This window comes from Candidatus Symbiopectobacterium endolongispinus (assembly GCF_018777385.1).
Classification (GTDB): Bacteria; Pseudomonadota; Gammaproteobacteria; order Enterobacterales; family Enterobacteriaceae; genus Symbiopectobacterium; species Symbiopectobacterium endolongispinus.
In genome coordinates this window covers 223,438-247,940 of the sequence record NZ_JAFJYB010000004.1, presented here as the reverse complement: position 1 = coordinate 247,940, position 24,503 = coordinate 223,438, and the positions used below count along the sequence as shown (strand labels likewise).

21 protein-coding genes and 4 pseudogenes are annotated in these 24,503 nt (G+C 54.0%); 18 read left to right on the top strand and 7 right to left on the bottom strand.

Annotation, left to right across the window (positions count from 1 at the left end; translation table 11 throughout):
• Positions 1-17: 17 nt before the first annotated feature.
• From gyrB to dnaA, 4 genes are all read right to left on the bottom strand, one after another.
• Positions 18-2,429 carry a DNA topoisomerase (ATP-hydrolyzing) subunit B gene (gyrB, locus tag JZM30_RS16650; protein WP_252320037.1) on the bottom strand — a complete coding sequence of 804 codons (2,412 nt, stop codon included), beginning with the start codon at positions 2,427-2,429 and terminating at the stop codon, positions 18-20.
• An 18-nt stretch (positions 2,430-2,447) separates the two neighbouring features.
• Positions 2,448-3,533, bottom strand: coding sequence for a DNA replication/repair protein RecF (recF, locus tag JZM30_RS16645; protein WP_252320595.1), 1,086 nt, complete (start codon positions 3,531-3,533; stop codon positions 2,448-2,450).
• 94 nt (positions 3,534-3,627) lie between these two features.
• Positions 3,628-4,728 carry a DNA polymerase III subunit beta gene (gene dnaN / locus JZM30_RS16640; RefSeq protein ID WP_252320035.1) on the bottom strand — a complete coding sequence of 367 codons (1,101 nt, stop codon included), beginning with the start codon at positions 4,726-4,728 and terminating at the stop codon, positions 3,628-3,630.
• Positions 4,729-4,732: 4 nt separating this feature from the next.
• Positions 4,733-6,115, bottom strand: coding sequence for a chromosomal replication initiator protein DnaA (dnaA, locus tag JZM30_RS16635; protein ID WP_252320033.1), 1,383 nt, complete (start codon positions 6,113-6,115; stop codon positions 4,733-4,735).
• Between the two features lie 647 nt (positions 6,116-6,762).
• Here dnaA and rpmH point away from each other — a divergent pair.
• The 5 genes from rpmH (at position 6,763) to mnmE (ending at position 10,593) form a co-directional block, all read left to right on the top strand.
• Positions 6,763-6,903 carry a 50S ribosomal protein L34 gene (gene rpmH / locus JZM30_RS16630; protein ID WP_004093983.1) on the top strand — a complete coding sequence of 47 codons (141 nt, stop codon included), beginning with the start codon at positions 6,763-6,765 and terminating at the stop codon, positions 6,901-6,903.
• 18 nt (positions 6,904-6,921) lie between these two features.
• Positions 6,922-7,281: a ribonuclease P protein component gene (rnpA, locus tag JZM30_RS16625; RefSeq protein ID WP_252320031.1), complete on the top strand. Its 360-nt coding sequence runs from the start codon at positions 6,922-6,924 to the stop codon at positions 7,279-7,281.
• On the top strand, positions 7,245-7,502 hold the full coding sequence (gene yidD / locus JZM30_RS16620; RefSeq protein WP_222159001.1) for a membrane protein insertion efficiency factor YidD: 258 nt from the start codon (positions 7,245-7,247) through the stop codon (positions 7,500-7,502). Before rnpA ends, yidD begins: the two co-directional genes overlap by 37 nt.
• 2 nt (positions 7,503-7,504) lie before the next feature.
• Positions 7,505-9,151, top strand: a complete 1,647-nt coding sequence (yidC, locus tag JZM30_RS16615; RefSeq protein ID WP_252320029.1) for a membrane protein insertase YidC — start codon at positions 7,505-7,507, stop codon at positions 9,149-9,151.
• A gap of 77 nt (positions 9,152-9,228) precedes the next feature.
• Entirely contained in the window at positions 9,229-10,593 is a 1,365-nt protein-coding gene (mnmE, locus tag JZM30_RS16610; protein WP_252320027.1) for a tRNA uridine-5-carboxymethylaminomethyl(34) synthesis GTPase MnmE, read from the top strand.
• Positions 10,594-10,674: 81 nt separating this feature from the next.
• Here mnmE and metJ read toward each other — a convergent pair whose 3' ends face one another.
• A complete protein-coding gene (gene metJ, locus JZM30_RS16605; protein ID WP_252320025.1) occupies positions 10,675-10,992 on the bottom strand; it encodes a met regulon transcriptional regulator MetJ in 318 nt (105 codons plus the stop codon).
• A 186-nt stretch (positions 10,993-11,178) separates the two neighbouring features.
• Here metJ and metB point away from each other — a divergent pair.
• From metB to metF, 12 genes and pseudogenes are all read left to right on the top strand, one after another.
• Positions 11,179-12,345 (top strand): annotated as a pseudogene (gene metB / locus JZM30_RS16600) (cystathionine gamma-synthase).
• Positions 12,342-14,508: pseudogene (locus tag JZM30_RS16595) on the top strand (bifunctional aspartate kinase/homoserine dehydrogenase II). Before metB ends, JZM30_RS16595 begins: the two co-directional pseudogenes overlap by 4 nt.
• Positions 14,509-14,800: 292 nt before the next feature.
• Positions 14,801-15,994: an ABC transporter ATP-binding protein gene (locus tag JZM30_RS16590; RefSeq protein WP_252320023.1), complete on the top strand. Its 1,194-nt coding sequence runs from the start codon at positions 14,801-14,803 to the stop codon at positions 15,992-15,994.
• A gap of 1 nt (position 15,995) precedes the next feature.
• Positions 15,996-17,129, top strand: coding sequence for an ABC transporter substrate-binding protein (locus JZM30_RS16585; RefSeq protein WP_438801514.1), 1,134 nt, complete (start codon positions 15,996-15,998; stop codon positions 17,127-17,129).
• 72 nt (positions 17,130-17,201) lie between these two features.
• On the top strand, positions 17,202-17,645 hold the full coding sequence (locus tag JZM30_RS16580) for an ABC transporter permease family protein (protein ID WP_252320021.1): 444 nt from the start codon (positions 17,202-17,204) through the stop codon (positions 17,643-17,645).
• Between the two features lie 277 nt (positions 17,646-17,922).
• Positions 17,923-18,453, top strand: a pseudogene (locus JZM30_RS16575) (ABC transporter permease); the annotation flags it as partial.
• A gap of 69 nt (positions 18,454-18,522) precedes the next feature.
• Complete coding sequence (locus JZM30_RS16570) at positions 18,523-19,149, top strand: type 1 periplasmic-binding domain-containing protein (RefSeq protein ID WP_286673640.1); 627 nt, start codon at positions 18,523-18,525, stop codon at positions 19,147-19,149.
• Entirely contained in the window at positions 19,149-19,217 is a 69-nt protein-coding gene (locus JZM30_RS24385; protein ID WP_368858842.1) for a hypothetical protein, read from the top strand. The genes JZM30_RS16570 and JZM30_RS24385 overlap by 1 nt, the downstream gene beginning before the upstream one ends.
• Positions 19,218-19,248: 31 nt before the next feature.
• Positions 19,249-19,437, top strand: coding sequence for a substrate-binding domain-containing protein (locus JZM30_RS16560; protein WP_252320017.1), 189 nt, complete (start codon positions 19,249-19,251; stop codon positions 19,435-19,437).
• Positions 19,438-19,480: 43 nt separating this feature from the next.
• Positions 19,481-19,828 (top strand): metallophosphoesterase, encoded by a 348-nt coding sequence (locus JZM30_RS16555; protein WP_252320015.1) that lies wholly within the window; start codon positions 19,481-19,483, stop codon positions 19,826-19,828.
• Positions 19,829-19,864: 36 nt separating this feature from the next.
• Positions 19,865-20,176, top strand: a complete 312-nt coding sequence (locus JZM30_RS16550) for a metallophosphoesterase family protein (RefSeq protein ID WP_252320013.1) — start codon at positions 19,865-19,867, stop codon at positions 20,174-20,176.
• A 274-nt stretch (positions 20,177-20,450) separates the two neighbouring features.
• Positions 20,451-21,180 (top strand): annotated as a pseudogene (gene metF / locus JZM30_RS16545) (methylenetetrahydrofolate reductase).
• 42 nt (positions 21,181-21,222) lie between these two features.
• On the opposite strand, the gene JZM30_RS16540 reads toward metF, so the two are convergent.
• The gene (locus tag JZM30_RS16540) at positions 21,223-21,642 is read right to left on the bottom strand and encodes a hypothetical protein (protein ID WP_252320011.1); all 420 of its coding nucleotides are present in this window, start codon (positions 21,640-21,642) and stop codon (positions 21,223-21,225) included.
• Positions 21,643-22,064: 422 nt separating this feature from the next.
• On the opposite strand from JZM30_RS16540, the gene oxyR reads away from it, so the two are divergent.
• The gene (oxyR, locus tag JZM30_RS16535; protein ID WP_252320009.1) at positions 22,065-22,982 is read left to right on the top strand and encodes a DNA-binding transcriptional regulator OxyR; all 918 of its coding nucleotides are present in this window, start codon (positions 22,065-22,067) and stop codon (positions 22,980-22,982) included.
• On the opposite strand, the gene sthA is transcribed toward oxyR, so the two are convergent.
• Positions 22,965-24,383, bottom strand: a complete 1,419-nt coding sequence (gene sthA, locus JZM30_RS16530) for a Si-specific NAD(P)(+) transhydrogenase (protein ID WP_252320007.1) — start codon at positions 24,381-24,383, stop codon at positions 22,965-22,967. The genes oxyR and sthA overlap by 18 nt on opposite strands.
• Positions 24,384-24,503: the final 120 nt, after the last annotated feature.

The following is a 24,503-nucleotide window of genomic DNA, read 5'->3' as shown; positions in this document are numbered from 1 at the left end:
TATGTCACTACATCCTACTAGATATCAATGTTAGCGGCTTTCAACGCATTCTCTTCGATAAAGGCGCGGCGCGGCTCAACCGCATCGCCCATCAGCGTAGTGAACAGCTCATCCGCTGCCATGGCGTCTTTAACTGTCACGCGCAGCATGCGGCGGCTTTCCGGATCCATGGTGGTTTCCCACAGCTGTTCCGGGTTCATTTCGCCCAGACCTTTGTAACGCTGAATGTTCAAACCACGGCGTGACTCTTTCACCAGCCACTCCAGCGCTTGTTCGAAGCTGTTAATCGGCTGTTTGCGCTCACCGCGCTCGATGTACGCACCCTCTTCGAACAGGCCACGCAGCTTTTCACCCAGCAGTACGATTTTGCGGTATTCGCTGCCGCGTACGAAGTTGGCATCCAGCACATAATCGGTATCTACCCCGTGCGTACGCACGCGCAGCACTGGTTCGGCAAGCACTGAGTTATCGCTCAACGTGCCGCTGTAACTGCTGCCGTGCACATCATCTTCATTGAGGGTTTTCACCAACGTCGCCAACCAGCTTTCTACTTTGGCGCGGTCTTGCAGATCGTTTTCTGTCAGCGTGTCTTGGTAAATCAAGGCATTCAACAACGCACATGGATAACGACGTTCCATACGATCGATCAACCGCTGTACGCTGTGGTGATCTTTCACCAGCAGTTCCACCTGCTCGCTCCGCAACGCAGGTGCCTGAGCATTGATGTGCAACGCCGATCCATCCAGTGCCAGTGCAATCTGGTATTGGTCCATCGCTTCATCATCTTTAATGTACTGTTCCTGCTTGCCTTTCTTCACTTTGTACAGCGGTGGCTGAGCAATAAAGACGTGACCACGTTCAATGATTTCCGGCATCTGACGATAGAAGAAGGTCAACAGCAGCGTACGAATGTGCGCACCATCAACGTCGGCATCGGTCATGATGATGATGTTGTGGTAACGCAGCTTGTCCGGATTGTATTCATCGCGGCCAATGCCACAGCCTAACGCAGTGATCAACGTGCCCACTTCCTGAGAAGAGAGCATCTTGTCAAAGCGCGCTTTCTCCACGTTAAGGATTTTACCTTTAAGCGGCAGAATGGCCTGATTCTTACGGTTACGCCCCTGCTTGGCAGAGCCGCCCGCCGAGTCCCCTTCCACCAGGTAGAGTTCAGACAGCGCCGGATCGCGTTCCTGACAATCCGCCAGCTTGCCCGGCAAGCCAGCCAGATCGAGCGCCCCTTTACGACGCGTCATTTCACGTGCTTTGCGGGCCGCTTCGCGCGCGCGCGCTGCATCAATAATTTTGCCGACCACGATTTTGGCGTCACCCGGGTTTTCCATCAGGTAATCGACCAGACGTTCGTTCATCAGCGATTCCACCGCGGTTTTCACCTCGGAAGAGACCAGCTTGTCTTTGGTCTGTGAGGAGAATTTCGGGTCCGGCACTTTCACCGATACCACAGCAATCAAGCCCTCACGCGCATCGTCACCGGTGGCACTGACTTTGGCCTTTTTGCTGTAGCCTTCTTTTTCCATGTAGCTGTTCAGCGTGCGCGTCATCGCGCCACGGAAACCGGCCAGGTGCGTACCGCCATCACGCTGGGGAATGTTGTTGGTAAAGCAGTAGATATTTTCCTGGAACCCGTCGTTCCACTGCATGGCAATTTCGACGCCAATATCGTCTTTTTCCGCGCTGAAATAGAACACCTGCGGATGAATCGGCATCTTGTTGCGATTCAGGTAGTCAACAAACGCTTTAATGCCGCCTTCATAGTGGAAGTGATCGGCCTTACCCTGCTCACGCTCGTCGCTGAGACGGATGGAAACACCAGAGTTCAGGAACGACAGCTCACGCAGGCGCTTGGCCAGAATGTCGTATTCGAAATCGGTGACGTTGCTAAAGGTTTCCATGCTAGGCCAGAAACGCACGGTGGTACCGGTACGTTCGGCATCCCCCACCACGGCCAGCGGTGCCTGCGGTTCGCCGTGACGATAAATTTGGTGGTGAGTTTTGCCATCACGGTAAATGGTCAGTTCCAGCTTTTCAGACAAGGCGTTGACCACGGAAACCCCAACACCGTGCAGACCGCCGGACACTTTATAGGAGTTATCGTCAAACTTACCGCCGGCATGCAGCACGGTCATGATCACTTCGGCCGCAGAGACACCCTCTTCTTCATGAATACCGGTAGGAATGCCACGGCCATCATCCTGCACCGAAACCGAGTTATCTTTATGAATGGTAATAACAATGTCTTTGCAGAAGCCTGCGAGCGCTTCGTCGATAGCGTTGTCCACAACCTCGAATACCATGTGATGCAGGCCTGTGCCGTCATCCGTATCACCGATGTACATACCCGGGCGTTTACGTACCGCATCCAGCCCTTTCAATACTTTGATACTTGAGGAGTCATAAGAATTCGACATCAACGTTTCTCGCTCATTTTAGTCCTGTAATTGAACCGTTATTTTACCCTGTTCCACGCGGAACATCTTGCCCTTTTCACCGATCATGTCATCTATCTGCTCAGCGCTGATGGTGCTAACAAATACCTGAGCCTCGGTCGCTTTTAACCGTTCAGCCAACAAACGGCGGCGGGTACTGTCCAGTTCGGAAGCAAAATCATCTATCAGATAAATACACTTGGCACCGCTATGGCGAGTGAGAAACTCTCCTTGCGCCAATCGCAACGCACACATCAATAACTTCAACTGTCCACGCGACAACATGTCTTCCACCGCGACGCCGCCCGCCCGGATACGAAAATCCGCTTTGTGCGGCCCCAACGAGGTGTAGCCCAACTGCCGATCGCGCTCAAATTGCCGTTCCAGCAGTTCGGCATAATCGCTCTCTTTGTCCCAGCCGCGCTGGAAAGAGAAGCTCAGTGAAAACTCCGGCAAAAACTGCTCGCAGGTCGCGGTAATGTCCGCAGTAATCGCAGTGGTGTAATCCGCCCGCCAGGCGCTGATGCGCTCTGCCAGCGGAATAAGTTCCTGATCCCAGGCGCGCAGTTGACGATACTGCCCCACCTGACGCAGCGCGGCATTACGCTGGCGCAATAACCGTTTCAGGTTGCTCCATGCCGCGAAAAAACCGGGCTCATGGTGAAAACAGCCCCAATCGAGAAAAGCACGACGGTATTTTGGCCCACCGTTGAGCAACGTGAAGCCCTCCGGCGTGATGAGCTGAATCGGCAGCAACTGCGCCAGATTCGCCACCTTGTGACCATCGCTGCCATCAATACGCACGGTACTGTCGCCCAGCCGGTTTTTACTCAGGCCTATCGAACGTTCACGCTCCATGCCATCTAACCGACCGTGCAGAATAAACTCGGACTGTTCATGCCGAATCACGCGCGCTGCCTGGATGGAGCGAAACGCACGACCGTGCCCCAACGTGTAGATGGCCTCCAGAACGCTGGTTTTTCCGCTGCCATTCTCCCCTACCAGAAAATTGAATCCAGGTATGAGCGCCAAATCGGCAGAGGCGATATTACGGAAATCTTTAATCAGAAGGCGGGTCAGAGCAATGGACAACCAGATCCTGTACGCGACAACCGGCACAAATGCCGACGGCAAGCGTCGGCATTCACGCCAAAAAAGGGGGCAGACCAAGCGCGTCCCGCTACAGACGCATCGGCATGACAACGTATGCCGCCGCCTTGCTGGCACCGTCTTCAATCTGCACACTAGAGACAGAATCGGTCAGCAGCAAACGGACATCTTCACACTTCAGCGCATTCAACACATCCAGCACGTAGCTGACGTTAAAGCCAATTTCCATTTCCGTGCCGTTGTACTGCACGTCCAGAATCTCTTCCGCTTCTTCCTGTTCCGGGTTATTCGCGGTAATTTTCAGCTGATTCTCAATCAGGTGCAGACGCACACCGCGAAACTTCTCGTTAGACAGGATCGCCACACGTGCAAATGCCTGTTTCAGCAAATCGCAGCTCGCTTCCAGCGCCTTGTCCGGGTTTTTCGGCAATACGCGGCGGTAGTCAGGAAAACGCCCGTCGACCAGCTTGGACGTAAAGATGAAATCCCCGACGTGGGCGCGAATGTTGTTGGTACCGATCTGTAGCTGCAATGGCGTATCGCCGCCGTCCAGCAGGCGCAGTAGCTCAATCACCCCTTTACGCGGCACGATCACCGAGTGGGACGGCAGCGACTGACCAATCGGCATGGCACATACCGCTAGACGGTGACCGTCGGTCGCCACGGTGCGCAACTCTTCTCCTTCGGTTTCAAACAACATACCGTTAAGGTAATAACGCACATCCTGGTGTGCCATGGAGAACTGCGTGGCTTCAATCAGGCGTTTCAGCGTCGCCTGCGGCAACGAGAATGCCACTTCGCTCTGCCAGTCATCCAGGTTCGGGAAATCAGACGCCGGGAGCGTAGAAAGCGAGAAGCGGCTACAGCCGGAACGCACCAGCATCCGGTCGCCTTCCAGCGTGATGGTAATTTCCGCGCCGTCGGGCAAGCCACGGCAAATATCAAACAGTTTACGCGCCGGCACCGTGGTCGCACCGGATTCATGGGCCTGAGACAGGGGGATCTTCGCCACCATGTCCATTTCCAGATCGGTGCCGGTCAGCGACAGTGCGCCGTCCGTCACTTGTAACAGCAGATTGCCCAGAATAGGCAATGTGGGACGACCACCTAACGGGCCACTCACCTGTTGTAACGGTTTTAGCAGATGCTCGCGTTCAATAATGAATTTCATAATATTATGAAGATAATATTCTGATTAAATTAGAGAAATCTTCCTTGGTGTCGTGGCTTTCCTCACGCAGCTGCTCAATCTTGCGGCACGCATGCAGCACGGTGGTATGGTCACGACCGCCAAACGCATCACCAATTTCCGGTAAGCTGTGGTTTGTCAGCTCTTTCGCCAGCGCCATCGCCATCTGGCGCGGACGAGCCACCGATCGGGATCGCCGTTTGGACAGCAGATCGGCGACTTTGATCTTATAGTACTCTGCGACCGTCTTTTGAATATTGTCGATGGTCACCAACTTTTCCTGCAACGCCAACAGATCGCGCAGCGCTTCACGCACGAAATCAATGGTAATGGCGCGGCCGGTAAAATTGGCGTTAGCGATCACGCGGTTCAGTGCGCCTTCCAGCTCACGCACGTTAGAGCGCAATCGCTTGGCAATAAAAAAGGCCACTTCACCCGGCAGACGGATATCATTTTCATCCGCTTTTTTCATAAGGATCGCCACGCGCGTTTCCAGCTCCGGCGGTTCGATCGCGACCGTCAATCCCCAGCCAAAGCGCGATTTCAGACGATCTTCTACCCCATTGATCTCTTTCGGATAACGATCGGAAGTCAGGATGATTTGCTGATTGCCTTCCAGCAGCGCATTGAAGGTATGGAAAAACTCCTCCTGAGAGTGCTCTTTGTTGGCAAAAAACTGAATATCATCGATCAACAGGGCATAGACTGAACGGTAATAACGCTTAAATTCTTCAATCGCATTGTTCTGTAAGGCTTTGACCATATCCTGTACAAAGCGTTCAGAATGCATATAGACCACTTTGGCATTTGGCTTGCGCGCAATAATGCCATTACCTACCGCGTGCAGCAGGTGGGTTTTCCCCAAACCGGTGCCGCCATAGAGAAACAGGGGGTTATAGGCTCCGCCGGGGTTGTCAGCGACCTGACGCGCCGCCGCGCGCGCCAATTGGTTAGACTTACCTTCAACGAAGTTGTCGAACGAATGCTTCGTATTGACGTTGGAACGGTAAGTGTGCTCCGTTTGTGTCGCCGGTGTGTCCCAACTGGGACGCACGGGTGCCTGCCTGACCGGCTGCACCGCCGCCTGAGGGCTGGCTGGCTGGCTGACAGCCACCGCGGCCAGCGGCTTGCTGCCGACTTCAAAACGCAGCAAAGGCGCATCCATACCGCAGAAATCGTTCAGCAGGCCATTGATGTTATTGAGGTACTTGTCTCTTACCCAATCCAGCACAAAACGATTTGGTGCATAGAGCGCCAGCGTGTTGTCGTTCAGTTCCGTCTGTAACGGACGTATCCACATGCTGAATTCTGTGGCAGGTAACTCATCCTGCAAACGGGCAAGACACTGCTGCCAAAGTGAAAGTGACACGGCGGACTCCACTCGAACAAGATTAAAATAGAAAAGAATCAGATACGTTATTTAGTGTAATTCATGATTATGACCAGGAAGCTGCAATGGCAGTCTCCTGGGTGCACCGCGCATCTGATGATGTCCATGCGGTTGCCGAGACGATCCCGAAGAAGGATCGTTCACGGGACGGCGGATCATAACCTAATACTCGGCAGAGATCTTCCCTTTCTGCACAGTTTCGATCCTTTTTATCCACAGGCTATTCTTATCACTCGTGGCCGCCACGTGCCGCACAACGATGACACAGGCTTGCATCATGCGGACGCTTAGCATAACTGAATAGGCATTCACGCTGGAGTGACAGCGATCATGATCCCGCATCAAGGATCGTGTCAGGATCCTTGCGATTTAATGCAGAGTACGTATAATCCTCAGCCCGACGCGTTGATGCTCTTCTGTGCTATTTCAGGCAGAAAATTCCCCAAATTTATTGCGGAAAGGGCTCCATAGGCGTGTGATGCCAATTGACTCGGGACTGTACAATTATTACAATCCCGCCTCTTTGATCTTTGATGTATGCGATTGAGGCGTCGGTCAGTGTTCACGCCGGAGCGCCAAACGCGTTTACTGTGAAGTCAATTATCCAAGTTTAGGTAGAAATCGCCATGAAACGCACTTTCCAACCGTCCGTATTGAAGCGTAACCGTAGCCACGGTTTCCGTGCTCGTATGGCCACTAAAAATGGTCGTCAGGTTCTGGCCCGCCGTCGTGCAAAAGGCCGTACTCGTCTGACTGTTTCTAAGTAATAAAAGCTAACCCTCCTAGTGGTTAAGCTCGCTTTTCCCAGGGAGTTACGTTTGTTAACTCCCAGCCATTTCACTTTCGTCTTCCAGCAGCCGTATCGGGCTGGCACGCCGCAAATCACCATCCTCGGCCGCCTGAATTCGCTGGGGCATCCTCGCATCGGTCTTACTGTCGCTAAAAAGCATGTCAAACGGGCGCATGAACGCAATCGGATTAAACGTCTGACGCGGGAAAGCTTTCGTTTACATCAACATACCCTACCTGCGATGGATTTTGTGGTGATCGCCAAAAAAGGGGTAGCCGACCTGGATAATCGCGCGTTGACGGAAGCATTGGAAAAATTATGGCAACGGCACTGTCGCTTGGCTCGCGCCTACTGATCGGGCTGATACGCGGTTATCAGCTCGTTATAAGTCCGTTGTTAGGGCCACATTGCCGTTTTCGCCCAACCTGTTCACAATACGGCATTGAGGCCATACGCAGGTTCGGCATGATAAAAGGCAGTTGGTTGACGCTCAAACGCGTATTAAAATGCCACCCTTTGAACCCTGGTGGTGATGATCCCGTACCACCAAAACCCGACAATAACAGAGAACATTAACGATGGATTCGCAACGCAATCTCCTTCTTATCGCTCTGCTATTCGTAAGCTTTCTGATCTGGCAGACGTGGGAGACGGACAAAAATCCGCCTGCCGCTTCAACGCAAGCCATCCAGCAAGCGACGAACGCAGTCAACGGTGATACCGCCAGCCAGGGCGTGCCTAACAGCGGTCAGGGTAAACTGATCACGGTGAAAACCGACGTACTGTCGCTGACTATCAATACGCGCGGCGGCGATATCGAACAAGCCAATCTGCTGGCGTTCCCTGACAAACTGCACTCTGCTACACCATTCCTGTTGCTGGAAACCACGCCGGAATTTGTGTATCAGGCACAGAGTGGATTGACGGGTAAACACGGTCCGGATAATCCGGCAAATGGCGCACGTCCGCTGTTTACTGCCACCCAGGATCACTTTGAACTGGCTGACGGACAGGACGCACTGACCATTCCGTTGACCTACACCAACGCTGACGGCGTAACCTTCACCAAAACGTTCGTGCTTAAACGCGGTGACTACGCGCTGAACGTTAGCTACAACGTGAACAACACCAGCGCGCAGCCGTTGGAGTTAACGCTGTTTGGTCAGTTGAAACAGTCTATTGACCTGCCGAAGCACCGCGATACCGGCAGCAGCAACTTTGCACTCCACACCTATCGTGGCGCGGCGTTCTCCTCCAGTGACGATAAGTACAAGAAATACAGCTTTAGCGACATGAAAGAAAACCTGAACGTCACCACCGATGGTGGCTGGGTTGCCATGTTGCAGCAGTGTTTTGCTACCGCGTGGATCCCGACTACCGCCGGTGCCAACACCTTCTATACCTCGCAGTTGGGGAACGGTTTGGCAGCCATTGGCTTTAAAGCTACACCGGTAACCGTTGACGCGGGCGCGCAGAAAGACATCAGCGCAGTACTGTGGGTTGGCCCGGAAATTCAGGACAAGATGGCGGCCGTTGCACCGCATCTGGACCTGTCAGTGGATTACGGTTGGTTGTGGTTTATCTCCCAACAGCTGTTCAAACTGCTGAAATTCCTGCACGGCTTCATCGGTAACTGGGGCTTATCCATCATCGCCATCACCTTTATCGTGCGCGGCATCATGTACCCGCTGACCAAGGCGCAGTACACCTCAATGGCGAAAATGCGTATGCTGCAACCGAAAATGCAAGCCATGCGCGAGCGTATCGGTGATGACAAGCAGCGCATGAGCCAAGAGATGATGGCGCTGTACAAGGCGGAGAAATTGAACCCGCTGGGCGGCTGCTTCCCGCTGCTGATCCAGATGCCTATCTTCCTGGCGTTGTACTACATGCTGATGAGCTCGGTTGAGCTGCGCCATGCGCCGTTCATCCTGTGGATCACTGACCTGTCTGCGCAAGACCCTTACTACATCCTGCCGATCCTGATGGGTATCACGATGTTCTTCATTCAGAAGATGTCGCCGACCACTGTGACCGACCCGATGCAGCAGAAGATCATGACCTACATGCCGATTATCTTTACCGTGTTCTTCCTGTGGTTCCCATCAGGTCTGGTGCTGTACTATATCGTCAGCAACCTGGTCACCATTATCCAGCAGCAGTTGATTTACCGCGGGCTGGAGAAGAAAGGCCTGCACAGCCGCGACAAGAAAGAGAAGAAATAAGCGGACTGTACAAGTCTGAGAATAAGGCGGCCCATAGCCGCCTTATTCTTTTGTTTAATCGCTACAGAGAAACCATCATGAGCCATACCGATACCATCGTAGCCCAAGCCACGCCCCCCGGACGCGGTGGCGTAGGTATTTTGCGCGTGTCCGGCCAGCAGGCTGCCGACGTGGCGCGTGCCGTGCTGGGTAAATTACCCAAACCGCGCCATGCGGATTATTTGCCGTTTCGCGATGCCGACGGCAACGCGCTGGATCAGGGTATTGCCATCTGGTTTCCTGGCCCCAACTCCTTTACTGGCGAGGACGTGTTGGAGCTGCAATGGCATGGCGGCCCGGTTATTCTTGATTTGCTGATGCAGCGCATTCTGGCACTGCCCGGCCTGCGCATTGCCCACCCAGGCGAGTTCTCCGAGCGCGCATTTCTCAATGACAAGCTCGATCTGGCGCAGGCCGAAGCTATCGCAGACCTGATCGATGCCAGCTCTGAACAAGCGGCACGTTCTGCGCTGAACTCCTTGCAAGGCGCCTTCTCTACCCGCATTAACCGACTGGTGGAAGCGCTGATTCACCTGCGCATCTACGTCGAGGCCACCATTGATTTTCCTGATGAAGAGATCGATTTCCTCTCTGACGGCAAGATTGAGGCGGAACTTAATGGCGTGATGGCCGATCTGGCGGATGTTCAGGCCGAGGCGCATCAAGGCAGCCTGCTGCGTGAAGGCATGAAGGTGGTGATTGCGGGTCGCCCCAATGCGGGCAAATCGAGCCTGCTTAACGCACTGGCCGGGCGTGAGGCGGCAATCGTGACCGCTATCGCGGGCACCACGCGTGACGTACTGCGCGAGCATATCCATATCGACGGCATGCCGCTGCATATCATCGACACTGCCGGGCTACGCGATGCCAGCGACGAAGTGGAACGCATCGGCATTGAACGCGCCTGGCAAGAGATTGAACAGGCGGATCGCGTGCTGTTTATGGTCGATAGCACCACCACTGACGCCACCTCGCCTGCCGAAATCTGGCCAGAGTTTATGGCACGCCTGCCCGCCACACTGCCGATTACCGTGGTGCGCAATAAAGCCGACATTACTGGTGAACCACAAGGCATTGAAGAGGTAAACACTTACTCACTCATTCGCCTGTCCGCCAAAACCGGTGATGGTGTCGATATCCTGCGTAACCATCTAAAACAGAGCATGGGCTTTACCAGCAACACCGAAGGTGGCTTCCTGGCACGACGCCGCCACCTGCAAGCGCTGGAAACCGCTGCACAGCATCTGGAACAAGGCAAAGAACAGTTAGTGAGCGCTTACGCTGGCGAACTGCTGGCAGAAGAGCTGCGGCTGGCACAACAGGCACTAAGTGAGATAACCGGGGAATTTACATCCGATGACTTGTTGGGACGGATTTTCTCGAGTTTTTGTATTGGGAAGTAGTCGCCCTACACGCACGGAAAGGCACCCTCGGGTGTCTTTATTGTTTCTATAGCCAGAGCGGTATACCACCCGATCAACAGATCAATATTCCCACGTATCCGTGTCAATCCCCATCTCACGCATGATCGCCTTGGCCACCTCAGGGATTTCATCGCTGCGCTCTTTACACAAATCGTGGTCATCCGGTAGTGGCTGGTCGGTAAATGCGTGCAGAAACGCTTCGCACAATAATTCACTGTTGGTTGCATGGCGCAGGTTATTGACCTGACGTCGGGTGCGCTCATCAGTCAGGATTTTCAGCACTTTAAGCGGAATCGAGACCGTGATCTTTTTAACTTGCTCGCTCTTTTTACCGTGTTCAGAGTAAGGACTGACATACTCGCCGTTCCACTCAGCCATGGGATACCTTAAAAATATAGTCGTCAGGAAGATAAAACCGTCATGATATGAGGGTAATTCTAACGGGATTTCCGTCAATGCTCAATCTATACGCAAAGAAGTTTAGAGGTCTAGATGTATTGACGTCCGTTGAGCTTGGGATTACTCTTGATAGCCTATATCCTGCCGCCAGTTAGGAAAATGACCATGACGCGTAAACAAGCAACGATCGCTGTTCGTAGCGGACTTAATGATGATGAACAATGCGGCTGTGTAGTTCCGCCGATTCATCTCTCCAGCACCTACAACTTCACCGGTTTCAACCAGCCCAGAGCCCATGATTACTCGCGTCGCGGTAACCAGACGCGTGATGTGGTGCAGCGTGCGTTGGCGGAATTGGAAGGCGGGGCTGGATCGGTAATGACCAGCAGCGGCATGTCAGCCATTTTGCTGGTGCGCACTGTGTTTCTGCGTCCGGGTGATTTGTTGGTTGCGCCTCATGATTGCTATGGCGGTAGCTACCGTTTGTTTGACAGCCTCAGTAAGCGTGGTGCATTTCGCGTAAAATTTGTCGATCAGGGGGATTCGGCCGCGCTGGCAGCGGCACTGGAAGAGAAACCCAAACTGGTGCTGGTGGAAAACCCCAGCAACCCGTTGCTGCGTGTGGTGGATATCGCCGCCATTTGTCAGGCAGCGCGTGATGCGGGTGCGGTCAGCGTGGTGGACAACACCTTCTTGAGTCCGGCGTTGCAACGTCCGTTGGCATTGGGGGCGGATTTGGTGGTTCACTCCTGCACCAAGTATCTCAATGGCCACTCCGATGTGGTGGCTGGCACGGTGATTGCCAAAGATCCGGCGGTGGTGACGGAACTGGCTTGGTAGGCGAACAATATTGGTGTGACGGGAGCGGCGTTTGACAGTTATCTGCTGCTGCGCGGATTGCGTACCCTTGGCCCGCGTATGGCCGCTGCGCAGAAAAATGCGCTGCAACTGATTGATTACCTGAAAACGCAGCCGCTGGTGAAAAAGCTTTATCACCCTTCGCTGCCGAACAATCCCGGTCATGAGATTGCACGTCGTCAGCAGTCCGGTTTCGGTGCCATGTTGAGCTTTGAACTGAACGGTGATGAAGACACCCTGCGCCGTTTCCTGGGGGAGTTGGAACTGTTTACACTGGCAGAATCGCTGGGCGGCGTGGAAAGCCTGATTTCTCATGCAGCCACCATGACCCATGCGGGCATGGCACCGGAAGCGCGTGCGGCAGCAGGTATCTCCGAAACTCTGCTGCGTATTTCGGTCGGCATTGAAGACGGTGACGATCTGTTTGCCGATCTGGATCGAGCATTCCGGGTGGCAACTGAGGGAGCAGCATGAGTGCGTTAGGCGTATCAGCGGCGGTTTCTGGCCGCCAACTGCATAAATTTGGCGGCAGCAGTCTGGCAGATGTGAAGTGTTATCAACGTATCGCGGGGATTATGGCCGAGTATAGCCGTCCCGGCGATTTGATGGTGGTGTCAGCCGCTGGCGGCACAACCAACCAACTGATTAGCTGGCTGAAACTGAGCCAGAGCGATCGTCTGTCTGCCCATCAGGTGCAGCAGGCGCTGCGTCGTTACCAAAGCGATTTGATTGCCGGTTTGCTGCCTGCGGATGCCGCAGAGCGGTTGACCACTCTTTTTATCCGCGATCTGGAGCGTCTGGCGGCGCTGCTGGATGGTGGCGTGACCGATGCGGTTTATGCCGAAGTGGTGGGGCACGGTGAAATTTGGTCTGCGCGCCTGATGGCGGCGGTACTGAACTTGAGCAACATCGATGCCAACTGGCTTGGACGCCCGCGACTTTTTACGCGCTGAACTGGCTGCACAGCCGCAGGTGGACGAAGGTCGCTCCTGGCCGCTGCTGCAACAGTTGTTGACGCAGCATGCGGGGCAAAGGCGGGTGGTGACCGGTTTTATCAGCCGCAACGAGGCCGGTGAAACGGTCTTGCTGGGGCGCAACGGCAGTGACTATTCGGCGACGCAAATTGGTGCGCTGGCGGGCGTGGAGCGTGTGACCATTTGGAGCGATGTGGCCGGTGTTTACAGTGCCGATCCCCGTAAGGTGAAAGATGCCTGTTTGCTGCCTCTGCTGCGCCTTGATGAGGCCAGCGAACTGGCGCGTCTGGCGGCGCCGGTGCTGCATGCACGCACCTTGCAGCCAGTGTCAGCAAGCGATATCGATCTGCAACTACGTTGCAGTTACAACCCGGAACAAGGCTCTACGCGCATTGAACGCGTGTTAGCGTCGGGCACGGGGGCGAAAATTGTCACCAGCCACTATGACGTTTGCCTGATCGACGTGCAGATTCCTACACAGCATGATTTTGCGCGCGTGCACAAAGAGATCGAACAATACGTTAGCCGTGCGCAAGTGCGCCCTCTGGCGATTGGCGTGCACGCCGATCGCAATCTGGTGCAGTTGTGTTACACCTCGGAAGTGGTGGACAGCGCCTGGCATGCATTGGAACAGGCCGGATTGCCCGTGACGTTCACGCAGCGTGAAGGATTAGCACTGGTGGCCATGGTTGGGGCCGGCGTGTGCCGTAACCCGCTGCACAGCCACCGTTTTTATCAGCAGTTAAAAGATCAGCCCATCGAGTTTGTTTGGCAGTCCGACGATGGCATTAGCCTGGTAGCGGTACTGCGCGTGGGCCCGACGGAGCATTTGATCCGTGGTTTGCATCAGTCGTTATTCCGTGCAGAAAAACGGATCTGGTTGGTACTGTTCGGCAAGGGCAATATTGGCTCCCGCTGGCTGGAGCTGTTTGCGCGCGAGCAGGCGCTGATTTCGGCGCGTACCGGCTTTGAGTTTGTGCTGGCGGGCGTAGTAGACAGCCCGCGTAGCCTGCTGAACTATGACTGGCTGGAAGCCAGTCGCGTGTGCTGGCCTTCTTTGATGATGAAGCGCAGGAGCGTGATGGTGAAGATCTCTTCCTGTGGATGCGTGCTCATCCCTACGATGACCTGGTGGTGTTGGATGTGACCGCCAGTGAATCGGTATCAGATCTCTATCTCGATTTCGCCAGCTACGGTTTTCACGTGATCAGCGCCAACAAGATTGCGGGGGCATCCAGTGGCGATCGTTATCGCCAGATCCGCGATGCCTTTGCCAAAACCGGACGTCACTGGCTGTATAACGCTACGGTGGGTGGAATCACTGGTGCCTGCGGGCAGTGAAGCGGGGTCGATCGATCAGTTTTTTGAAAATGGCGATTCGCTCAACGAGCAGATGGTACAGCGTCTGGAAGCGGCGCAAGAAATGGGGTTGGTGCTGCGTCACGTAGCGCGTTTCGATGTCAGCGGCAAAGCGCGTGTGGGCGTGGAAGCGGTGCGACCGGATCATCCGCTGGCTTCCCTGTTGCCGTGTGACAACGTATTCGCGATCGAAAGCCGGTGGTATCGCGACAACCCGCTGGTGATTCGCGGGCCGGGTGCCGGGCGCGATGTAATGGCCGGGGCGATTCAGTCGGATCTCAACCGATTGGCGCAATTGCTGTAATAAACGCCTCTGAAACAGGGCGGCCTTTGGCCGCTCAGATTGATGACAAAACCATTTTTCCCCTCATCATCCTCGGCGAAAGCCGGGGATCTCTGTGAGAAGAAACGCGTTTCACCTGCAAGAGATTCCTGTCTGCGCGGAAATGACCGTTTTAGATATGTTTATTAGCTACCTCAGTGGCCCTCTCCGCTGAGGTTCTTTTTGTCACTGAAATGTCATGGCGTTAACACGTCGTTGACATCATTACCCCGGACAATCGGCTGCATCGAAAGGTTTGTTTGGGTGCACAGGTGTGCAAAATAGAAGGTCTTCTTCCGCTGCGCTAACGCCGCATATTACGCTCGATCACCTGCATGCCGGGTACGGCGCTACGCCTGTTTTAAATGATATTCACCTGGAGATTGCTCAAGGGGAATTTGTCGCGCTGCTCGGTGCCTCTGGTTGCGGCAAAACCACCTTGCTACGCACTATCGCAGGATTTGCGGCACCGGATGCCGGTGCGGTTCTGGTCAACGGCCAGAATATTACCCACTACCCGCCGGAAAAACGCGGCATGGCGCTGGTGTTCCAAAGCTACGCGCTGTGGCCGCATATGACGGTGGCGCAACACATTGTCTACGGACTCAAATTACGACGTATGCCGAGAGCGGAGATTGCCCGCCGTGTGACCCAGCTTGAAAACATGCTGGGACTGACCGGATTGGGGTCGCGTAAACCGGCACAGCTCTCCGGCGGCCAGCGTCAGCGCGTCGCTTTGGGGCGAGCATTGGCGATACAGCCAGACATCTTGCTGCTTGATGAGCCCCTCTCCAATCTGGATACCCGCATTCGCTTGCAACTGCGCGACGAGATTCGCGCTTTGCAGCAGCATTTGGGCCTTACGGCCATTCACGTGACCCACGATCGTGAAGAAGCCATGGTGATGGCGGATCGTATCGTCATCCTGCACCAAGGACGCGTGATGCAGGCGGGCAGCCCGCAACAGGTTTACCACCACCCGGCCAGCGCCTTTGTCGCGGCGTTTATGGTGGCTGAAAACCAACTGATGCTGGAAGCCTACTATGACGGCGATCGGTTGACGCTGCGTGGCGATGAGCAGGGTGCGGCGCTGGTGCCACGGCATGCGGCGTTGCAACCCGGCACGGTGGAGGCGCGCTTTCGTGCCGAAGCCGCACAGCTCTACGATGCGACACAGGCGCCGCCTGCGGCTCCCGGCATGCTGGTGCGTCAGGGCACAGTGTTGGCACAAAGCTATCCGGGTGGTCATTGGCAGCATACGGTTGTCAGCGGGATATGGCGGATGCAGGTGCATGCCTATGCGCCTTATGACGTTGGTCAGCGCGTAGAGGTGCAGATCCAGGCTGAGGCGCTATTCCTGTTTCCTGCATCTGACACGCCAGCCCCATTCGCTTCAACATCACTGGCTTGTGCTTCTCACGATTCGTTTCCCGGCCTGACTACCCAATCTTGTACTGGAGACCACTGACATGAAACGCATTTTTGCTGTAACGCTCATGATGAGCGCTTCACTTTCTGCTGCGCAGGCGCAAGAGCTTACCGTGTTGACGGCTGGCGATCAAAACGTGGTCGATTATGTGAACGACTATCTGGGGCCGCTGTTTGAGCAACAGCATCCTGGCGTCAAAGTCAGAGCCGTCGGCACCGGACCTGGCGATGCTGGCTCGCAGAAGATCCTTGAGCGCTTTAACGCGCAGCAAGCAGCCGGCAGCAAAGTCTGGGATACCGACGTTGCCGTGGTGCATGAAAAATTTGTCGGCCCGATGGTGAAGGAAGGCCAACTGCTGCAATACCGTGATGCGATTGCGAGTGGCAAGTTAGTCACTATGGCGGCGGCAGATGAAGCGTTAGGCAGTGATGTCAAAGGCTATGTTATGCCGATGTTCAGCAGCCAAACCGCACTGACCTATAACCCGACGCTGGTGTCGAACCCACCGAAAAGCTATGACGAACTGCAACAGTGGGCGGCAGCCCACCCAAAACAGTTCGGCTATAACGGCATTAAAGGGGGCGCGTCGGGCGTCAGCTTTGTGATGGGATGGGTTTACGCTTACGGCGGCGATGCCAACAAGCTGATGAACGGCCCCTTTGAAGAAGCGGAAGCACAGAAATGGCAACCGGCTTTTGATCGCCTGAAAGCCTTCAATAAAAACGTCACCCTGACGCCTGGCAATGCGGGCACGCTGGATATGCTGAGTCGGGGTGAGATTGCCATCGGCCCAGTGTGGGTAGACATGCTCTACTCGTGGAAAGCGAACGGCCAGTTGCCGGATAACTTTAAACTTCTGCTGCCTGCACCGGGCATGCCTGGCCAGCCGATGCACTACGTGATCCCGGCACAAGCCCCCAATCGTGAACTGGCCCAGCAGTTTGTCGAACTGGCGACCAGCCCGAAAGTACAGGCGCAGGGCATTGTTGAGCGCTTCAACTGGTATCCGGGTATCGATGCCAAATACGTTCAATCGGAACTGAAGCCAGAAGTCTGGCAGCGTCTGTTTACCGATATTTCACCGCAGGATCTGGCGACCAAAGGAAAAACTTTCCCCATCGCACCGTATAACGCCGCGATCCTCAATGCTTATGAGCGCGCGATGGCGCAGTAATCGCCCGCATTCTTGACCTGATTTATTGATAGCATCCTTCCCGGCCTGTCTAGCCGGGAAGGGGAGAACCGCATGTTACCACTCCCTTCTTTTTCTTCTCGTCTAGCTGGTATTGCGCTGGTACTGCCTGCGCTACTGGTGGTGGCGCTGTGCTTTATAGCTCCGCTCGGACTGTCCGTTGGCGTAGCCTTTGTTAGCGAGCAGGGCATCGGTGGGGCCAATTTTGTTACCGCGTTGACGCTCTACACCCCGGATATTTTGTTTACGTTGCTGATAGTTGGCGTGTCTACGTTACTGATTGGCCTGTTTTACGTGTTGATCGGCGGTTACCTGACGCTGGGTGAAAATCCGCGTTGGGTCGCACTGCTGCGCTGGGTTTATCGCTGGCCGCTGTTTATTCCGTTTATTGTCACCGGACAGATTTTACGCACCTTTCTGGCCAAAAACGGCTGGCTAAACGGGGGCATTGGATATGGTGGGCATCGTCGATATCGCCAGCGCAAGCAACTGGCTTGACTGGCGCGGTATCGTGTTTGCCTTTGTCTGGAAACAGACGCCGTTTGTGGCGCCGCAGGTGTGGCACACGTTGCTGACCGGCTTGATTCTGTCTTTCGTGACCATGATGTCGGTGCTGTCGGTGCCGCTGATGATCAATGCGCAATCCCCAACGCTGCTGAGCGCCAATATTGCCTTTCGTATCAACGCCTATGGTGATTACGGCGTGGCGAATGCGCTGGGTGCCATCTCGTTGCTTATGACGGCGGTATTTGCGATTATCTATCTGCGTATCAGCATGAGGCGCATATTGGGATGGATTGCTCCGGCGCTTATGCTGGGCGTTATGATTTTTCTCATCTTTGGTCCGTTAGCTAACTTGCTGCTGTGGGCAGTGGCGGAAAAATGGTTTTATCCGCACCTGTTGCCCACTGAATGGGGTTTTGCTTTTTGGCGGCGCGTATTCTCGGCGCGCGGCGTTATTCTGCTGATTTTTCTGATTCCACAAGCGTTTCCCAATCTGACGGTATACGTGAATATCGCTCGCCTGTTTTATCAGTGGGGGCTGAACGGCACGCTGTTTGGCGTGGTGTTAGTGCATACGGTGCATGGGTTAGTGTTCGCGGTGTGGATTGCTTCAGCGGCGTTTGCCGCTATCAGCCGTGAGATGGAACAGGCCGCCCGTTCGATTGGGGCTGGGCCGTGGCGCACGTTTATCGATATCTCCCTGCCGCAAGCACTTCCGTGGCTGATGGTGGCGGCCATATTTGTCTTTCTGGAATCGTTGGATGAATTCACGGGCAGCTACTTTGTCGGCGCGCCGGATGTGGCGCGCTGGGCGGTGTCGCGCAGCTTCACACCGGGTGCAAGCGTCTCAGCAGAGACTTACACCAAAGTGATGGCGGCAGCGCAGGAACTGGGCTATCAGGTCAACTATCTGGCGCGCGGTCTGCTGGCGAACAGCAGCCGTTTAGTGGGATTGGTGGTTACACAGCCGGAAGTGGGTTTTCGTGCCAATCTGGTCACGGCACTTTCTCAGGCACTTATTCAGCGCGGTTCGATTCCGGTGCTGATCAACACCGGACACACGCTCGGCGCGATGGCAGCGGCTCGTTCGATTCTTTTCGGCCATCGTGCTGAAGCGACTATCGTTTTGTCTGGCTCTTCGCCGCAGGAATTTGTTGAACTGGCGCAGTTGAACGGCCAGCCGTTGATTGTCATTGGGCGTAATGAGGATACCTGCGACAGCGTGCATATCGACAATGACACAGCGGCACGCACGGCGGCGCGCTTGTTCGCTGCGGACGGCAGAAAACAAGTGGCACTGATGGGCTCTGCATCAGCCACTCCGAACATTGTTGAGCGTGAGCAGGCATTTTGCGATGAAGCGCGCACGCTGGGATTGGATGTGAGCACGGTACGTGGCGTCGAATCAGACTATGCGGGGGGCTTGGTGCCTGCCAGTCGCTGTTTGCACAATCGCCGGTGGATTGGCCGTATGCCGTATTTTGTATCAATGACTTAATGGCGTTTGGCGTGATTGATTGCGCGCGTCAGCGAGGATTGTCTGTCCCTGACGATCTGACGATCTGACGATCTGACGATCTGACGATCTGACGATCTGGTGGTTATCGGTTTCGATGATATTCCTGCCGCTGGCTGGAATGCCTATTCGCTGACCACCTTCCGTCAGGATCCGATGGTGATGGCCGCACAGGCGCTACAGTTGCTGGAACGTCGACAAGCACAGCCGCAGGCACCAACCAGCAAAGCCGAGGTAAGCGCGCCACTGGTACGCCGCCAATCGGCCTGAATATCTTGAACATGTCACGCATTGTGATGCACAGAGGGAAACCATGAAAATCATTCAGCTCTCCGACCTTCATTTAACGACGCCAGGTCGTGTGTTGCACGGACGCGATCCGCTGCAACACTTTCAGGCAGCAATCGCGGATATTAATACGCATCAGCGTGATGCTGCGCTGGTGGTTATTTCCGGCGATCTTTCCGATGATGGCAGCGCGGCATCTTACGCCGCCCTCGCTGATACGCTGGCGGAATTGCAGGTTCCTTGGCGCGTGACGTTAGGAAACCATGATGACAGGGAGGCCTTCTTGCGCGCGTTTCCCGCGTTAGCCGATGAACATGGTTTTATCCAAAATGTCACGAACCTCGGCGATCATTGTGTGATCCTGCTGGATTAACTGCAAAGCGGTGATGTTGCGGGAAACCTGTGCAGTATGCGCTTACAGTGGCTGGAAGGGCAGCTGCGCCGAGCTCAGGACAAAGCGGTATTGTTGTTTTTGCATCATCCGCCGATGCCCATCGGCTTGCCGTCGCTGGATGAGGTTCGGTTAGCGCCGGACGCCGCCGATGCGTTGCATCAATGCTGTCTACGTTATGGCAACGTTCGGCATATTGCCGCAGGCCATGTGCACCGTCCTGCCAGCGGTAACTGGCGCGGCATCACCTTTACTACGGTGCGTGGCACCAACCATCAGTCTGCACTGCGTTTTGTCCCCGGTTTTGACATCAGCCAGGAAACGCCGTAGTACGCTATTTTCTGGGTAACGACGCAGGGGCATACCGTACATTTCAACGACGTTCCCGTCCTGTAAGGTGGGACGAGACAGCATGATGAAAAAAATTCATTTACCTTGAGCAATCATCAACGGTTTTTAAACGAAATTCGTTGACTCTTGGTTGAGATTCCGTCATTTTCTATATGGACGTCTAAACGTATAGACGTTCGATAAATAATGACGGTAACGTGACGACAAGGGTGGCAAGGGTATGAGTTTTTTTCACGCAAACTAGCGGGAAGCGCTGAATCAAAGCCTGGCGGAGATCCAGGGGCAACCCAATGTTTCCTTTGATTTTTTCCCGCCGAAAACCAGCGAAATGGAAGCTGCGCCGCATCTGACTTGTATTGATGCTTCCCGCGAGCAACTGCGTGAGATCGCACAGAATTACTGTCAGAGCGGTATCCGTCATATTGTGGCCCTGCGTGGGGATTTACCGTCGGAAGGGGGTAAACCAGACATGTATGCCGCTGATTTGGTGAGCCTGCTCAAAAGCGTCGGTGATTTTGATATCTCGGTCGCGGCTTATCCGGAAGTTCATCCGGAAGCCAAAAGCGCGCAGGTCGATCTGATTAACCTGAAGAAAAAGATTGATGCGGGTGCGAATCGCGCCATCACGCAGTTCTTTTTCGATGTGGAAAGCTATTTACGTTTTCGCGATCGCTGCGTCGCAACGGGCATTGATGTAGAGATTGTGCCGGGCATTTTGCCAGTCTCCAACTTCAAACAACTGCAACGCTTTGCCACCATGACGAACGTGCGCGTGCCGAACTGGATGACGGCAATGTTCGATGGACTGGATAACGATGCTGACACCAGCAAAATGGTGGGCGCGGCCATCGCCATGGACATAGACATGGTGAAAATCCTCAGCCGTGAGGGTGTGAAATATTTCCACTTCATATACGCTCAACCGTGCGGAGTTGAGTTATGCGATTTGCCATACACTGGGTGTAAGACCTGCTGCCAACTGATCAAAAGCTAGCATGGCAGTGCGTAACCGTTGCGTGCTGCCATTACGTGCGTTTTTCTTTTCCTCTTTCACCTATCGCTTTGCTGGTTGTCGGGCGATCTTTACTCTCGGGTTCCGGCTCTGATTCACAGAGCGACATCTCAGAATCCGATTCCGTATCGTAGTCTTTGGCTTGCTCATCAAGAATATAGCCATGGGTTTTTACCTCTAGCTTATCTAACCGGGGAATTTTACTGAAGTTATGCTTTTCAGGATTATTGATAATAATCTCTAAACATCTTCGCGTTTTTTTTAATATGGATTCCAGTTCTTTTTTTCGCTCAGCACGCAATGCTGGGGGATTATCAGGCATTGATTTAACACGCCATAACCTCAAAATGAGATCATTGATATCACCGTTCCTGACATGCTTATCCGCAGGTAAACGTGAGTGGTGGCATCTCCCTTGCTGGTATATTTTCATTAATATTCTTTCTCAGTTTACGGCATTTCTCGGACATTAACCCGATTGAAGCTGATGGAATACTAAATTTCGCTACTGATGCCTGCGATGCGCCCGGCTCGATTCCACTTTTTATTCAAGCTTCATTGATATGTTGCAGGGTAAAACATTATTGATGCGCTATGTTATTACCACTACCTCGGTAAAGTGTGTCGGCTTTGTGTGTTTTTAATATTTGGTATCTTATGATTATCCAGCATTGAAGGTTTTATAAAATTTCAATAGTGAAACAAATTTCATTTTCTTAACGCCGTCGCTGGTTATATTTTTTAACCGATAAGATACCGTTGTTGTCGGGAACCAAACGTTTTTTGTTGATAGTGCTTACCATTGATTGGTGTCCTACCTATCGTTTTTGGCTATCGTGTTAAGGATAATGATAAATGAACATTCGGGATCTAGAGTATCTGGTGGCGTTAGCTGAACACCGTCATTTCCGGCGTGCGGCGGACTCCTGTCATGTCAGCCAACCGACACTCAGCGGTCAAATTCGTAAACTGGAAGATGAACTTGGCGTGATGTTATTGGAGCGCACCAGCAGAAAAGTGTTGTTTACTCAGGCTGGCTTGCTACTGGTCGAACAGGCAAGGACCGTGCTGCGCGAAGTCAAAGTGCTTAAAGAGATGGCGAGCCAACAGGGAGAGACCATGTCTGGTTCACTGCATATTGGGCTTATCCCCACCGTTGGACCCTACCTACTGCCGCATATCATTCCCATGCTGCATCGCACGTTTCCTAAGCTGGAAATGTACCTGCATGAAGCGCAGACGCATCAACTACTGGCACATCTGGATAGCGGCAAGCTGGACTGCGCCATTCTCGCGATGGTCAAGGAATCGGAAGCATTTATCGAAGTACCACTGTTTGATGAACCGATGAAACTGGCGATTTATCAGGATCATCCGTGGGCAAACCGTGAGCGTGTTGCCATGTCCGATCTGGCCGGTGAAAAACTGCTGATGCTGGAAGATGGGCACTGCCTGCGCGATCAGGCATTGGGGTTCTGCTTCCAGGCAGGGGCAGATGAAGATACGCATTTTCGCGCCACCAGCCTGGAAACGTTGCGCAACATGGTTGCCGCTGGCAGTGGGATCACCTTGCTGCCTTCACTGGCGGTGCCTCATGAGCGCCAGCGTGATGGTGTCTGTTATTTACCGTGCTACAAGCCGGAGCCGAAGCGAACTGTCGCGCTGGTGTACCGCCCAGGATCGCCACTGCGCGGTCGCTATGAACAGCTGACGGACGCTGTGCGGGAACATATGCAGCACTATTTGGACAGTGCATTAAAACAGGCGGTTTAACCCATTAAGTGCCGCCACTCGGTAAGCTTCGGCCATCGTTGGGTAATTAAAGGTTGTATTAACGAAATATTCGATAGTATTCCCTTCGCCTTTTTGCTCCATGATGGCCTGGCCGATGTGAATAATCTCCGCCGCACGCTCGCCAAGACAGTGAATACCGAGGATTTGCTTGGTTTCTCGGTGAAAAAGTATCTTCAGGCTTCCCACGTTCATGCCAACGATTTGCGCCCGCGCCAGATGTTTGAACTGCGCGCGTCCAACCTCATAGGGCACTTTCATCGCCGTAAGCTCCTGCTCGGTTTTCCCTACGGAACTGATTTCCGGAATGGTGTAGATCCCCGTTGGGATATCCTCGATCAGGTGTGCACTGGCATCGCCTTTGACGATGGCCTGCGCCGCCAATCGTCCCTGATCGTATGCTGCTGAAGCCAGGCTGGGATAGCCGATGACGTCGCCCACTGCATAGATGTGTGCCAGCGCGGTTTGGTACATGCTGTTGACTTTCAACTGGCCGCGTCTGTCTGGCAACAAACCGATTTTTTCCAGCCATAAAGTCTCCGTGTTGCCGGTGCGCCCATTGGCGTACAGCAAGCAGTCGGCCTTCATCTTTTTACCGGATTTAAGGTGAACAATGACGCCGTCAGCGGTGCCTTCGATCGATTCGAACTCTTCGTTATGGCGAATGACAACGCCATTGTTCCAAAAATGGTAGGACAGGGCGTCAGACATTTCCTGATCGAGAAACGCCAGCAGACGATCGCGGGTGTTGATCAGATCCACTTTTACGCTCAGGCCACGAAAGATCGAGGCATATTCACAGCCAATCACGCCTGCGCCATAAATAATCACGTGCTGTGGTTCGTGATCCAGTTCCAGAATGGAATCGCTGTCGTAAATACGTGGATGTGCAAAGTCTACGTTTGCCGGATGGTAGGGGCGTGATCCTGTGGCAATGATAATGTGAGCGGCCGTAAGCGTATCTTGCATATTATCGGGGTACTGCACGGCAACTGTGTGCTCATCGATGAAATGCGCTTCACCTGAAAATATTTCGCAATGGTTACGTTCGTAAAAACCCTGACGCATGCGGGTTTGCTGGCCGATGACGCTGTCTGCGTGGCGCAGGATGTCGGAGAACGAGGAGCGAATAGGGCGTGCATTATCGCTGTGCAGCGGGTTCTGGTTAAATTCGATGATGCGGCTGACGGCATGGCGCAACGCTTTGGAGGGGATGGTTCCCCAGTGTGTGCACCCACCGCCGACGTTGTTATAGCGATCGATGACGGCCACTCTGGCACCTTGCTTTACCAGCCCCATCGCGGCCCCTTCGCCGCCTGGGCCGGAACCAATAATGATGGCATCATAATCAAACGGTTGCTGAGTTTGTGCTTGTTGTGTCATGGTAGGGTAATCCTGTTTTTATACAAGCCGATAACGCTATTGTAACACTGCCGCGTGCATAACCCAATTTATCCCTGCTGCTGGTATGACAATCCTCTGTCTCATTTTCAATATGGCAAA